Raw genomic sequence first — 15,490 nt, forward strand, 5'->3', positions numbered from 1 at the left:
ACCCTTCAGTATTTATCCTAATTTTTTGTTGATCCCCGCTGCATTTTTTGTTGGAACGGCAATTTCAATCGCCTCTGCCAGTTTTAAAAAATATTTGTAATAAAATCTTCCTATTTAAAAATAGCCTGCACCTCAAAAACTGAACTAAATTAACTTAATTAAGGTGCAGCTTCTCATGTCAAATTTTATAAAATTTAAATTCTAAATCTGAATAATAATTAAGCAAATAATCTAAATACTGAGAAATAGACTTTACATCCTTTAAAAACAAAGACAAAATCCATTAAAACATGATTAGCACTGTTAGTCTGATAGATTACAAAGGTTATAATTATGTCTAAAAAACTGTCCTCTTTTGCTACTTTTTGTTGTTTGAATTTTCTTACTACATTTTCAATAGCCGCAGAAAACACCCCTGCAACTCATCAGGCATTTCCGCAAAATTACCCAGTGCAACAACAATTAGATGCACAACAGCAACAACGTCAACAAGCTCAGGAAAAAGCTCGCCAACAAGCATTTACTGAACATCGTGAAGTCCGGGTTACAGCAACAGGCGAAGCCTTGCAAGCCTTCCCAACAGAATCACCTTGCTTTATTATTTCACGCCTCTATTTGACAGAATTTTCACCAGAGAAATCCTCTATTGATACGCTCACTGCGGCGGAATTAAGAACGCCTTTTGATTGGGCATTACGGGCTGTATATGCGCCTAAAGATTTCACTTTACCGCATTGTTTAGGTGGGCAAGGTATTAGTGAAATTATTAAACGAGTGCAAAATGCAATGATTGAAAAAGGCTTTGTTACCACACGTGTCTTAGCACAACCGCAAGATTTGCGCCAAGGTCGTTTAGTGCTTACTGTGGTGCCTGGTAAAGTGAGGCACATTCTGTTACGTGACCATAGTGATATCTTAAAAGCCCACAAAGGAACGGTTTGGTTTGCCTTACCATTAGGGCAAGGCGATTTATTGAATATTCGTGATATTGAACAAGGATTAGAAAACTTAAAACGCCCGCCACACGTGGAAGCCAATATTCAAATTGTTCCTGCCGAAGATACGCAAGCATTACCAGGAGAAAGTGATTTACAAATTGATTTTAAACAAGCCTTTCCTTACCGTTTAGCCTTGTCTTTAGATGATAGTGGCAGCAAAGCTACTGGTCGCCTTCAAGCTGGGGCAACTGTATCCATTGAGAATTTACTCTCACTTAATGATATTTTTTATGGTTCCTACACACAAAGTATCTCGCGCAGCAGTGACGACCCTGGCCATCATGGTAGCCGTAGCACCAGTTTATATTATGCTATTCCTTGGAAAGAATGGTTATTTAGCTTCTCTTCCACTCAGAATCGTTACCATCAAACAATTTTTGGCGCATTTACCAATTATGAATATGCAGGACGCAGTGAAACAACAACCCTCAATCTTTCACGGGTGTTATATCGCAACAATGTCCGAAAAACCACCCTCAACGTAGGCATCTGGCATCGAGAAAGCGCAAACTTTATTGATGATGCGGAAATTGAAATTCAACACCGCCGTATGGCAGGGTGGACTGCTGGCTTAGCTCATCGTGAATATTTAGGCAGTGCAACCTTAGACATCAACTTTAATTATAAACAAGGCACAGGTGCGTATCATTCTCTGCCAGCACCAGAGGAACAATTTGGTGAAGGAAGCTCTCGTCCAACCATTATGACGGCCTCTCTCAGCTTTAGACAGCCGTTTATGATTGGTCAACAACCATTCCAGTTCAATACATCATGGCAAGCACAATGGAATAAAACACCATTAATTTTACAAGATATGTTTAGTATTGGTGGTCGCTATACCGTACGTGGATTTGATGGTGAACTTACTCTGACTGGAGAACGAGGTTGGGTATGGCGCAATGAATTAGGCTGGAATATCGCTAATAAAGGACACGAACTTTATCTTGCATTAGATGGTGGTCATGTCAGCGGTAACTATACTAAAGAGCTGCTTGGTCAAAATATGCTAGGCGGTGCGGTGGGATTACGCGGTCATTTATGGGGGCTTACTTACGACTATTTTGTAGGGATACCACTACACAAACCTGAGGGTTTTAAAACATCGCACGTCACCACAGGTTTCAATGTAAGTTATCAATTCTAAGCGAAGCGTTGAGGAATAAATTATGAATAAACATCTTTATCGCATTATCTTTAGTAAAACATTACAACGTTTAGTCGTGGTTTCTGAAATTGCAACGCGTGAAGGAAAAGCCAAACATGAAGGTCAACATTGCCATACTGCTTCGCTTAGTCAACGCCCTCATTGGCGATTAAAAGCCTTAACCATCGGGTTATATAGTCTTTTAGGTTTTTTCTATTTAACTTCCGCACACGCAGACGAATTACAAATCCGAGCAGATAATACTGCACCAAAAAACCAACAACCGATTGTTTTACAAACTGCGAATGGCTTGCCACAAGTTAATATTCAAACACCAAATGACAAAGGGTTATCGCATAATAAATACCAACAGTTTGATGTGGCACAAAAAGGGGCTATTCTTAATAACAGCCGTAAAAATACGCAAACAGAACAAGGCGGCTGGGTACAGGCGAACCCTTATTTAGTTGGTGGTGAAGCCAAAGTAATTTTAAATGAGGTCAATGCCACCAAACCAAGTCAATTAAAAGGCTATATTGAAGTGGCAGGCGGTAAAGCAGACGTGATTATCGCCAACCCTAGTGGGATTCATTGCGAAGGCTGTGGCATTATTAATGCAGGACGCAGCACATTTACCACTGGCGAAGTACAAATTGAAAATGGGCAAGTCACAGGCTATCGCGTAGAAAAAGGGGCGGTTACCGTGTCTGGTCGTGGATTCGATAGTAGCCGTCAAGATTACACTGATATTATTGCCAAAGAAGTTAAGATAAATGCCGGCATTTGGGCAAATGAACTCAAGGTAACAACGGGACAAAATCAGGTTTCTGCCAACAATGACAGTATTCAAGTTATCCGTGCTGGCGAAGCAAGCCAACCTGTAGGCTATGCCGTCGATGTCGCCGAATTAGGTGGTATGTATGCGAATAAAATCCACCTGATAGGAACAGAAAATGGTTTAGGGGTTCGCAATGCAGGGCATATTGGTGCCGCTGTAGGTGAAGTAAAAGTCACAACGGAAGGGCAACTAGTGAATACCGGTTATATTGGTGCCCAACAAGATATTACTCTGCAAAGTCAATATCAGATTGAAAATCAGGCATCTGGTGTGATGTATAGCCAACAAGGAAATCTGCAAGCAACGAGTAAACAGCAAGGGATTCAGCAACAAAGTAGTTTGCTTACCAAAGGCAAAGCACAAGGGAAAGGCAATATTACTTTAAAAGCCAAGGAAGCGATTAGTCAATCTGGTGAGAGTTTGGCCAAGGGGAATATCACTTATCAAGCGAAGCATATTGAAACTCATCCTACAGCAAAATTAATCGCGGGAGGAACCTTTACACATACAGCACAAGGTGAGCAAGTGACTATTCCTGCTTATCATTCTGCGGGAAATGCATTGAACTTGATCGCTGAAGAAACGATTTCATCGCACGGGAAACACCTAGCTTCTACACAAATTACCGCCCAAGCAAAACAACTTGATTTCTCTCAAAGTGGATTTCTGGCTTATCAAGCTGATTTAACAGCAACCCAAAATAATTTAGTATTAGATCAAAGTCATCTTGAGCTGAAAAATACGCTTCACTTATCTACGCCAACTCATCTTTCTAGTCAGCAAGCGAATTTACAAGCGACTCATATTTTTACAACAGCCTCTTCACTTGATAATCGACTAGGTACTTGGATTAACCGAGATCAACAACCATTTAACCTTCGATTACTAAAAGGTATTAATAATCAACAAGGGCAGATTTTTACGCAAGGCAACTTCAATCTTCTTGCTCAAGAAATTAATAATCAGCAAGGCTTGCTTTTTGCTAAAGGCAATTTAACCCTTAACAGTCAACAAACACGGATTAATAATCAGCAAGGAGTGATCAATACTGAGGGGCAACTTGATCTCCAAAGTGGCGAGCTCATCAATGACTCAGGACTGATTCAAAGTCTTGCTGCAATGGCTATTGATACACATCAACAACGGTTAAGCAATCAAGCAACGAAACAATCTTCACGTCAGCAAGGGATCATTTCGTTTGATAAGTTAACTGTAAAAACAGGTGAGTTAATCAATCAAAATGGCTTTATTGCAAGCCATCAAAACCAACAAATCACCGCAACGCAGATAGACAATTCAGAGGGGCTTATTCAAAGTGATAATACACAACATTTGATTAGCCTTAGTACATTAAACAATACTCAAGGACAAATCGTAGCAAGCAACAATTTACTTCTTGATACAGATGCTCTCAATAATTACAAAGGTCTGATTGTGACTGAAAATGGTCAGCTGACATTACAGGGACGGGGACAACTAACCAACTGGCAAGGCAATCTACTTAGCCGTGGTGATGCAACAATTTCTGTGCTTGGACTTGACAATGCACAGCAAGGATTAATTAGTAGTGCTGCTAACTTGGTGATTGACACTCATCAATCATTATTACGCAATGAACAAGGTATGTTATTTGTACAACAATCTCTTTATCTCGACAGTGGTGAGCTTAATAATCAGCAAGGTTTGATTCATGGACAAACTGGCATAACTATTAATACACATAACCATACATTAAATAACCAACAAACCCAACATCAAGGGATAACAAGTCAAGGTGATATTCGTTTACAGGCCGTTACTGTATTAAATAATCAGCAAGGCAACCTCAGTACAAAAGGTAATTTGGTTATCCAAAGTGAACAAATTGATAACCAACAAGGAAATTTAGTTAGCCAACAACAAGTATCTTTAACAGGGAATACTTTAGATAACCGTCAGGGGACTATTCAGGCGCAACAAAATATTGAAATTACGGCAAATCGTGAAATAAATAACCAAGCAATCACTACTCAAGGTTCGGTTATTCAAAGTGGTGCCACGCTCACTTTGATCACAAATCAGCTAAATAATCAAGACACCAAAGCAACGACAGCGATACCAACGCAAGGCTTATTAGGTCATCAGCTTACTTTGAGTAGTAAGCAACTGGATAATCAGCGAGGTGGTATTTATACCACCGATCAACTTAGTGCGAGTGTGGCACAAGATATCCATAATCAACAAGGTGAAATCCTTTCTTTAGGCAACGTGAATCTGCAAGGCGATTCTCTCATATTACATAATCAACAGGGTATCATTGAAAGTGGGCAAAACCTAAGGTTGGTTCTGCAACAGTTTAATGATGAAGGCAATATCAAAAGTCATCAGGATGCCTTGATTGAGCTACAAAAAGATTTAATCCTTACCCAACCTTTTGTTGTCGCTGGCCATTTAGCTATCAAAACAATGGGCGATTTTATTAATCAGACTCAATTAATCACGGGAAAAGGTTTACAGATCACAGCAAAACAGATTGAGAATCCAATAAACAGTGAGTTCACCTCGCCAAATACCCAACTGACTGCAAATTCATTGACCAATCGGGGATTAATTGATGGTACACAAAATGCAATTTATGTGAATACCTTAAATAATCTCGGCACAGGACGCATTTATGGTGATGAATTGGCAATTCAAGCTAATGTGTTAAATAATCAACCAGAACATTCCAATAATGAAGTACATACTGCAACCATAGCGGCACGTAAAAACCTCCATCTAGGGGTAGGTACCTTAACCAATAGTGATCATGCCTTAATTTTGAGTTTAGGCGATTTAACGATTGGTGGACAAATCGATGCAAACCAACGTGCCATTGGACAAGCTGATTTTGTGGATAATGGTAGTGCGACTATTGAAGCATTGGGGAATGGAAAAATTAATACCAAGCGGTTATGGAATCACGATTTACATTTAATTACTGGAGAAGATCATCAAGATCAACGTATCAGTGAATATGCGGTACATAGTAAAGGTAAACGCTATTCTAGTCTCGAAGGATGGTTTGATCGTAATAACAATAATCGGCATGACAAAAACTCTTATTTTAATTTTAATGACGGTAGACCACGAGTGGGCAATCCAACTTGGGTACAATGGCATTTTAATCGCCATACTGTCACAACGACATTGGAACATCGTGACCCAGCTAAAATTTTGATTGCAGGTGATTTACGGTTAAATGGTGAAGATTTAGTGAACGATGTCTCACAAATTTTGGTCGGCAATCGAATCCGTATGGGCGGACGGGTATTTAATCAAAATGAGAAAAATCGTAACTTAAAAGGTAATTCTGTTCGATTAGAGAATAAAGATCTCATCGGTGAAATTCATCGCCATGATGAAGGAACTTGGTACACCATGGTGACAAAACGTAAGCGTCATGGTTGGCGAGGTAAAAAAGTATGGGCTAAATATGGTGATGATGATAAACCATTTAGTCGAGATTTACCGGTGAAGTATTTTAACTTTAACTTAGTCGAAAATACTATTGGACAAACACAAGCTGTCATAAATCAAGCAACCAACACTACAATTGATGGACAACATCAAGCCACTACGCTTGCGAAACAAACATTAAATGTAGCCCCCGTTTCTTCTGTTGAACCGCACCAGATATCGGCACCCGCACTTCCACACATTATCAGTGTTGAAATGAGTCAAGCGGTTGGTAAAGTAAGAACGTATCAACCTAAAATTCGTTTACCGGAAGTCAGCCTCTATCGTATTAATCCAAATACGGATAGCCATATCTTAGTAGAAACTGATCCACGCTTTACTAATAAACGCCAATGGCTAAGCTCTGATTATATGTTTAATGCCCTACGTGCTGATCCGCAAACGATGCTCAAACGATTAGGGGATGGTTATTACGAGCAACGTTTAGTGAATGAACAGATTAATCAATTAACGGGGCAACGTTTCTTAGGTAATTACACTTCGGATTATGAACAATACAAGGCATTAATGGATGCTGGCATTCGTTATGCACAACGTTATCAGTTGATTCCTGGTGTTGCGCTTAGCGCTGCACAAATGCAGGAATTAACCGAAGATATGGTATGGCTTGCGCCTCAAACCGTCACCTTAAAGGACGGTACTCAAGTTCAAGTGCTTGTCCCTCAAGTTTATCTCGTAAAACGTGATGTCGATATTCAGCCAACAGGCGCTATCATCTCCGCGAGAGAAATTGAAATAGATAGTGAGGGTGAAGTCAACAATAGTGGCGTAATTGCCGGACGCAATTTAACACAAATTTCCGCACAAAATGTCGTCAATACTGGTACCCTCGCTGCCGATCAACTGAATTTTCAGCTAGCGAAGCGTTTCTATCAGCAAGGTGGGGAGCTTAATGCCACTAATCTTTATCTCAATGCGGGTTCAATTCAGATTGAAGGGCGAATGAGCGAAGCAAAAACCAACCCTAACTATGCGCATCGTCAATTAGATCAGCAAGCTTTATTACAGGTAAAACGAGCGCTTATTTTGCAAAGCCAAGGCGATATTCAATTAGACGCAACCAGTGTTAATGCTGGATCTGCCTTATTAACAGCTGGTGGTGATATACATATCGGGACTGTCACTGAACGCGAACGCTCACATTATATTGCTAATTCAGAAAACTATTGGAAACTCGACCAACAAAGAGAAATCGGCTCTACCTTTGAAATTAAAGACAATGCGGTATTCAATGGCACACAAGGTGTCATGTTACGTGCCGCACAAATTAATGCGGGTGGTGACCTTATTGTTAATAGTGAGCAAGGTGATATTCAACTACAAGCAGGGCGTGACCAAGAAACACTCTCATTTGCAACTAAATATAAAGATAAGAGCCTACTGAGCCGTAGCACGACGATCATTAAACATGATCACCAATATGACTTAGCGCAAGGTTCACAACTCTCAGGGAACAACATTGCTGTTACCGCAAATCAAGGCAAAGTCTCCGTTGAAGGCAGTACAATTGTTGCAGACAAAAATGTGACATTACAAGGTCAAGAACTTGATATTTCAGCGGCTAAAAATACTAGAAAAGAAGATGATTTTTATGCAAAGAAAAAATCTGGCTTAATGAGTGGTGGCAGTCTCGCTTTTACTATTGGTAGTCGCAAACAAGCTACTGACACTGCTAATCAGCAAACTTACTATCAAGGCAGTCAAATTGGTGCCTTACAAGGCGATATTTACCTTGCTGCCAATGACAGTTATCGCCAACAAGGTAGCCGTATTACTGCGGGCGAAGGTGATATCACTATTCTGGCGAAAAAAGTAGACATTACCACCACAGAAGATAAATTTATCCACGATTATCAGCATACCTTTAAACAAAGTGGTTTAACCTTTGGTATCAATCTTCCAATAGTACAAGCTGCACAACAAATTCAACAAACAGCGAAATCAGTAGCCCAAGTTGGCGACGCCAAAGATAATCGTATTAATGCGCTAGCTGCCATTAATGCTGCCTTTGATTTAGCCAATACAGCGGATGTAGTTGGTAATGTTGCCTCCAAGATAGCTAACCAAGGTGTTCAAGGTCTAACACAAAATATCGGCATTAGTGTAGGGTATGGAAAACAGAAAAATGAACAAACCATTCATACAGAAACAACAACCGCCAATCGTAGTAAAGTGAATGCTGCTGGTAAGGTTAATGTGTTAACTACTGGCGATAAAAATTCCTCTTATATTCAGGTAAAAGGATCTGATATTGCAGGACAGCAAGGTACAACTTTGCTAACACAAGGCAATCTTGATATTACTGCGCAACAACAAACACATTCAGAGCAAAGCCAAAATAAATCAAGTGGTTGGAATGCTGGCGTGGCAGTAAATTATAACAGTGCTGGTGGCGCCTCTTTAGGGATTACAGTAGGCGGTAATGCTGGCAAAGGTTATAGTAATGGAGAGGAAACCACTTGGGTAAATAGTCATATTGGTGATAAACAGAGCCAAACAACACTGATTTCAGGTAAAGATCTCACGATTCAAGGCGGACAAGTCGTTGGTGATAGTGTTAAGGTTCAAGCGGATAATCTAAATATTACCAGCCTACAAGATACGGCAACTTATCAAGGCAAACAAAAACAAACTTCCGCTCAAATGACCGTAGGTTACGGTGCTTCTTTATCAGGTAATTATAATCAGTCTAAGATCAATGCTGATTATGCCAGTGTTAATCAACAATCAGGCATTTTAGCTGGTGATGGTGGTTATAACGTTAATGTTGATAAGAAAGTTGATCTTAAAGGCGGAGCAATACTTTCTACCGCTACCGCAGACAAAAATGGTTTATCGGCACAAACCTTTACATTTAGTGATATTACAAACTACAGCAAAGCAAAAGCTAGTGCTGTTGGCTTTAATGCTGGATTTTCAATTGGTCGAGATCAAACTTCAGAGCAAGATAAAAAGGATAACCAAATTTATCGAGCTGAAAGAGAGAAAAATGGTGAAACCTTTCACAAAGCCAATCCAAACCAACAAAATTCTAGTCCAATTAAATTTGGCTTAGGTGAAAAAGATGTTCATAGTGCGGATCTTTATGCGGTCTCTAAAATTGGTTTAACTAATTTACTCGGCAATACTAAAAAATCAGAAAGTGACTCAAGTGTAACCGCTTCAGTGATCAGTGAAGGAAAATTTACTATTAGCGATCAACAAGGGCAAGAGAATATCAAGCGTATTACTAAAGACGTAATAGAACAAACCAATAGCCTTAAACAGAAAGATTATCAAGACCTACAAAAAGAAGTTGAAACAGATAGCGCAATTAAAAAGGGTTTTCTTACTAATACCGCTGGCTTTACCGACGAAGCTTACCGCACAATGTTTATTGCGGAACATCGGATGTTTACAGCAAAAATAGATGAAAATGGCAATCCAATAAAAGACAAAGAGCTAACCCAAGCCCTTGATGAGGAAGCCAGACAAGCTGCCGATAAAAAATTGCAGAATGGAGAAATTACCCAAGCAGAATACGATCAAGAAGTGGAAAATTATAAAAATGATCAACTAGGTAAAGGACGTAATATCTATGAATTAAGAGAGGTTTCCGATCAAGAACGAGAACATCTTAAACAGGTAACTTATACAGATCCTATCACAGGAAAAACCGAAACTAGGTATGTCGTCGCTTTTAATGGCATCTTTAATGATAAAAATGCCGCGGCTAAATTTTCTCGACAAAATTATATCGCTAAGCAGGGAGAGTCAGGTGAAATAGATACACGAATTTATAAAGATGTTTATTTTGTACATCATCCTCAAGCGAATAACGCTATCTCAGAATTATTGATTGCGGGCTATGAAAAAATGTTAGAAGGGGAATTGGGTACGACATTAGGTATCAGTAATTCCTCTGCCCAAGCTGTAACGTTAATGAAACAATATGGTACAGATAACCTGTTTGTTGGCGCCCACAGTCGAGGCACACTAACAGTAACAAATGCGTTGAATATCCTAGATAGCAAAGAAAACCAAGAAAATAAATTACTCTCTGGCACTAGGATCAAAATGGTCGGACCGGCTGCTAATGTCAGCCGTGCTGATAACACCTTAAGTTATTTACAAACAGGGGAAAAACGCACCAGTGCAGAAGGATCAATTCGGATTGAAAACCACCAATCTGATGTGGTGGGTAGTCTACCTATTATACTCGGTGGCAACCCTGCGACAATGAAGGATAACTGGAAAAATCATGGTTTTGGTAAAAAATTATTAGATATCTTTGGTGACAATTCCTCAGTACATAACTGCTATGGATTAGGACAACCGCAGTGTACCGATGATGGTTATCGCAAAAAAGATAATCTAATAATGAATAAAGAACGAACTATTTTTGAGCTCAATAACCAAAAACAGGAGAAATAGAATGAGAACCTTAATAACTACATTAGTAGGTGTATTATTCACTGGTATCTTAACCGCTTGCTCATTTGGCGGATTTCAACCGCCAAAGCCTTATTATGGTTGGCGATTACATAATTCAATTAACTTATACCCCCCCTCAGAAAAAGGGAGTTTCTGGGAATATTTAACTAAACGGGAAAATGATATGCGTTCCTGTGGAATGGACCCAGTAATAGGAGAAAGCGATAACCCTAAAGCTAATTTATGTTTAGAACAAAAAGGCTGGTATTTAGAGGGCGGACCTGTCTGTGAAAATGAATTAATGTGGGATAGACCTTTATGTATTGAATGGCGAAAAAAACACAGTAAGCCTGATGCAAAACCTTGGGGAAAAAATAAAAAATAGGTGATCTGTACCCTTAAAGTTGAACCAAAAATACAGAAGATAGAGTTTAACAATAAAGTTATCTTAAATAGTAAAGAGGAGAAAGAATAATGAAAAAAATGATATTATTATTTTCCTTATTACTATTATCAGGTTGCTATTTAGCTAATGGCTCTCCTCCATCTTTTAGATTTTGGATAGCTCCTGAGGGAATTAGTGAGGAGCAAGAAAAAAAAATATCGCATGATTGTGATAAAAAAGCTTATAACATGTTAGATGAGAGCCAAAAAAGATTATTTGATAAAGGTGATACATCTTGGGAAGAAATATATAAAAATAAAAATGAATACAAAAGATATAGGGAAGTTACTCGCTTAAATGAAAAATATTATGAACAATGTCTTTATGATTCAGGATTTCGTTTTAGACCACCTTTAGTATGGTGCTTAGCCCAAGATGGTGATAATACTAAAATTTGTATGGAGAATATGAAATATAGAAATTAAAAGTGGTTTATATGTAGGTAAAACAGGCCTAAATGTCAATGTAGCCGGCAATACCCACTTAAAAGGCGCAGTGATTGAAAGTCAAGCAAGCGCAGAAAACAATCAATTTACAACAGGCAGTTTAACCGCAGAATCGATAGCGAATCACAGTGAAGTGAAAGTCTCTTCAGCAGGCGGTGGGCTCTCTACCGACCCAACCCAAAATATTGCCAATGGCTTTGCAGCGGGATTAAGTGCATTAGGGAATATTCATAAACAAGACAGTAGCACCACACACAGTGCCATCGGTAGCAATATCCAGCTTACTACCCAACAAGATGAGATACCGACTACCCTATCCCGCGATACCGCAACAGCGAATGAACGCGTACAGAAAGCGGATATGGAGGAAATGAAAGCTCGTCAAGAGATGGCACAGGTGATAGGCGATATTGCCAATAATGGCATTACCTTAGTCTTAAAACCAAAATTAGACGAGGCAGAGCGCCAAAAAGCTGAAGCTATTGCAATATTAAAAAATGATGAGCATAACCAAGCAGCACAACAACAATTAGATACAGCCAATGAGGTCATAAAAACCTACGGGCAAGGCGGTCAAATCCAATTAGCCGTGCGGGCGGTTACAGGCGTATTACAAGGGATTGCAACAGGTGAAGCTTCGCAAGCAGTGGTCGGAGGGGTATCTCCTTATGCTAATTATGCGATAAAGGAAGCCACGACAGATAAGAATAACAACGTTAATCTTGAAGCTAACCTGATGGCACACGCCTTATTAGGTGCAATCGAAGCCTATGCCACAGGGAACAACGCCGCCGCAGGCGCTGCGGGTGCGGTCAGTGGTGAGTTAGCAGCAAAAATTATCACAGAACAGCTTTACCAAAAAACACCAGACCAACTCACCGAAGCTCAAAAACAAACGGTATCCACCTTAAGCCAACTTGCTAGTGGTTTAGCTGGCGGCTTGATTAGCGACAATACCGTAGGGGCGATTAGTTCAGCAGAAATTGGTAAACGGGCGGTTGAGAATAATGGATTACTTAGTGGACAAGTTTCTGATTTATTTAGAGAGTTGGAAGCAGCGGAGAAAGATAAGCAGCCTATAGAAGAAATTTTTATAAAAGCTAAAGCGCTAAGTGATAAGCAATATAAAGAATTAACAGAAAACTGTACTGATTCTGCAATATGCCGTTACGGCACAGAAAAAGCATTAGAAGAAGCAAATCAAAAAGCCTTTGAATTGGTAGGGTATTTTAATTCCAAACTAAGTAATTTATCTTATGAAGCTCAAAATAAATTTCTTGAGTTTATTATTGATGAAAACAGTAAAGAATTTAATTTTATTGAAGAAAACAGAACGATTACTGAAAAAGCGATAGTTGGTTTGGTAGATAGTTTTATTGCTTCTCAACAAGCTCAAGGAATAAAAATATCGCCTAAGATTGCTAGTTTTGCAAAGAAAACAACATTAGACAGCCCAAAAGAATATCTATCTAAACCAAAACAAAAAGTAAACTCAGCATCAGTTGGCGATATTGTTCGTACTCCGACAAGTCATCCTGGAGATTTCATTCGATTAAAAGGAAATCAAGGATTAAAGAATAAATATACAGGTGAAATATGGGAAAAAAGTGAAACACAACATTCTGATAAAGAAGGAGAATGGAAAGTTGGTATAGGAAAAAACTCTCCAAGTAAAACAAAAAAAATAACGATAGGACAAAGTGATGGAAAAATTATTAAGATCGACAAATAGAAATATTAATTTAGATGAAATAGACTTTATTTCTATACAAGATAGCGATGGATGGGTTGGATATATTAATTTCATAGGAGAAAATAACTTATTAGGTATAGATTTAACTATTGATTTATTTTATAAGTTTTTTAAACAAGATATTGAATCTTTTTTCTCTTTAAATACACTTGCTTATGATAAAGAAGATGATTTTTTTAGTTTGGAAGAATATTCTTCTTTATATTCTGAAGCGAAAGAAAAAAAATTAATTTATGATAATTGGGATGAACTTATTAAAATTTCTTATGATAATCCATTACATTCTGATTTATGTAGATTAGATTTTAATTGGAGTAATATTGTTTCAATATCCAAATTAATTATGGCAATAGATTCATTTTCAGACATTAACCTATTAATAGGTAATTTTTTAATAATAAATCCTAAATTAAACATAATGTTATCACCAAGAGGAATTGGATTTGATGTTTTTTGTTTAAATAGGGATACAAAAACAAGCTTTGATTTTATTAAATCATTCTCAAAATTTAATAATTTTAAATGCTATTTATCCATGAAATATTTATTAAACTTAAATAAAGATAATATAAAACAATTTTTTTCTTTATATGAAAAGATTGGAGATTATAGTGATGTAGTAATGCACCATACATATTCTTTAGAGCTTAAAAATATTGTTAAATTAAAAAACATTAACTTCTCTGGTTTTTCAAGTAGTAATAGATGGGTTGGATATTTTGAGGTAAAACAAAAAAAAGATAATAATTTAATAAAGGAAGCCATATCTCTTTTTAATAATTTTTTTAAATATGATATTAATGATTTCTTTTTGCTTAGTTCATTAGCAAGCTGTGATAATGGCGCAATAAGTGAAGAATTTATTGATTATATTGATATTTATAAAAAAATAAAAGAAGAAAATATTTTTAAAAGATATTTAGATAAAAAAAATAATGAGAACATTAAAGCAAAAGCATTAAATCTTTGCTTTGATTATGATACTTTTATGCCATTATGTGAACTTGTGATGGTATTATCCTTTAATAATATTTTCGGTCAAATTTGTTTCCTTATTAATCCAAAATTACAAATTGCATTATACCCACATGATGATATTGGTTTTGGAGTAATTGCATTGAATGATGATCCTACTTTAGGTATTAAATTTCTCAAATTTTGTGAAAATGATAGTAGATTTAGAGTTTATATTGAATCTGAAGGGTTAAATTAATTATTCATATAATTAGAAATTATAATTTACGACAATGGCTCTTATGCTTCTGTCAATGGCAGTCTTAACCGCGGTAAACTCAATGCGGCATACGTTGAAACACAAAGCGGATTACACGCAGGGGAAGCAGGGTTAACCGTCAATGTGGCAGGCAATACCCACTTAACAGGCGCTATCGTTGATAGTCAAGCAAGCCAAGAGAAAAACCACTTTACCACTGGCAGCTTAACCTCAGAAAATATTGAAAATTACAGTGAAGCCAAAGTGGAATCCGTCGGCGGTGGGCTTTCTACTGACCCAACGCAAAATATTGCTAATGGCTTTGCAGCGGGATTAAGTGCGTTAGGGAATATTAATATGGTATTATATAGCAGTTGTACAAAGTTTGAAAATTGACTAAATTTACATAAAAATATCCTTATTTTGATAAAGGCATTATTTGGCATAGTATTCTCCTTAAATATAGGTTTAAACAGAGATACGCTATGCCCTTTCGGGGATAAGTGTATCCCTGAGGGAAAAACGAAAGCATATAACGTTGATATTATATGCTTTAATGTAAATTATTAGGCTGCAACAGTTTGTTCATATAATCGCATAACATCACGAATTTCAAACAAGTATTCAGCAGCCCTTCGAGCATGTCCCGATGCTTTAAAAATCGCTTTTTTGTCAGATTTTAATACCTTTATCCAGCTATCAATATAACTAGCATTGAATGAAATAGTATCAAACCCAAGTA

Annotated in this window: 8 protein-coding genes and 1 pseudogene; 8 read left to right on the top strand and 1 reads right to left on the bottom strand. The window is 37.7% G+C overall.

The features are described from left to right. The 8 genes and pseudogenes from PF272_RS13010 to PF272_RS09585 all read left to right on the top strand — a co-directional run. Positions 1–100: pseudogene (locus PF272_RS13010) on the top strand (TIGR03747 family integrating conjugative element membrane protein); the annotation flags it as partial. Positions 101–333: 233 nt separating this feature from the next. Then, the gene (locus PF272_RS09555; protein ID WP_271142576.1) at positions 334–2,142 is read left to right on the top strand and encodes a ShlB/FhaC/HecB family hemolysin secretion/activation protein; all 1,809 of its coding nucleotides are present in this window, start codon (positions 334–336) and stop codon (positions 2,140–2,142) included. A gap of 22 nt (positions 2,143–2,164) precedes the next feature. Further along, positions 2,165–10,891, top strand: coding sequence for a two-partner secretion domain-containing protein (locus PF272_RS09560; RefSeq protein WP_271142577.1), 8,727 nt, complete (start codon positions 2,165–2,167; stop codon positions 10,889–10,891). A gap of 1 nt (position 10,892) precedes the next feature. Then, entirely contained in the window at positions 10,893–11,276 is a 384-nt protein-coding gene (locus PF272_RS09565) for a hypothetical protein (RefSeq protein WP_271142578.1), read from the top strand. Between the two features lie 89 nt (positions 11,277–11,365). Then, complete coding sequence (locus PF272_RS09570) at positions 11,366–11,761, top strand: hypothetical protein (RefSeq protein ID WP_271142579.1); 396 nt, start codon at positions 11,366–11,368, stop codon at positions 11,759–11,761. A gap of 70 nt (positions 11,762–11,831) precedes the next feature. Then, on the top strand, positions 11,832–13,514 hold the full coding sequence (locus PF272_RS09575) for a VENN motif pre-toxin domain-containing protein (RefSeq protein WP_271142580.1): 1,683 nt from the start codon (positions 11,832–11,834) through the stop codon (positions 13,512–13,514). Next, positions 13,486–14,748, top strand: a complete 1,263-nt coding sequence (locus tag PF272_RS09580) for a hypothetical protein (RefSeq protein ID WP_271142581.1) — start codon at positions 13,486–13,488, stop codon at positions 14,746–14,748. Before PF272_RS09575 ends, PF272_RS09580 begins: the two co-directional genes overlap by 29 nt. A gap of 144 nt (positions 14,749–14,892) precedes the next feature. Beyond that, positions 14,893–15,144: a hypothetical protein gene (locus PF272_RS09585; protein WP_271142582.1), complete on the top strand. Its 252-nt coding sequence runs from the start codon at positions 14,893–14,895 to the stop codon at positions 15,142–15,144. 170 nt (positions 15,145–15,314) lie between these two features. On the opposite strand, the gene PF272_RS09590 is transcribed toward PF272_RS09585, so the two are convergent. After that, positions 15,315–15,473 (bottom strand): zincin-like metallopeptidase domain-containing protein, encoded by a 159-nt coding sequence (locus PF272_RS09590; protein ID WP_271142584.1) that lies wholly within the window; start codon positions 15,471–15,473, stop codon positions 15,315–15,317. Between the last annotated feature and the right edge of the window lie 17 nt (positions 15,474–15,490).

This window comes from Gallibacterium faecale, assembly GCF_027920745.1.
In the GTDB taxonomy this organism is placed as follows: Bacteria; Pseudomonadota; Gammaproteobacteria; order Enterobacterales; family Pasteurellaceae; genus Gallibacterium; species Gallibacterium faecale.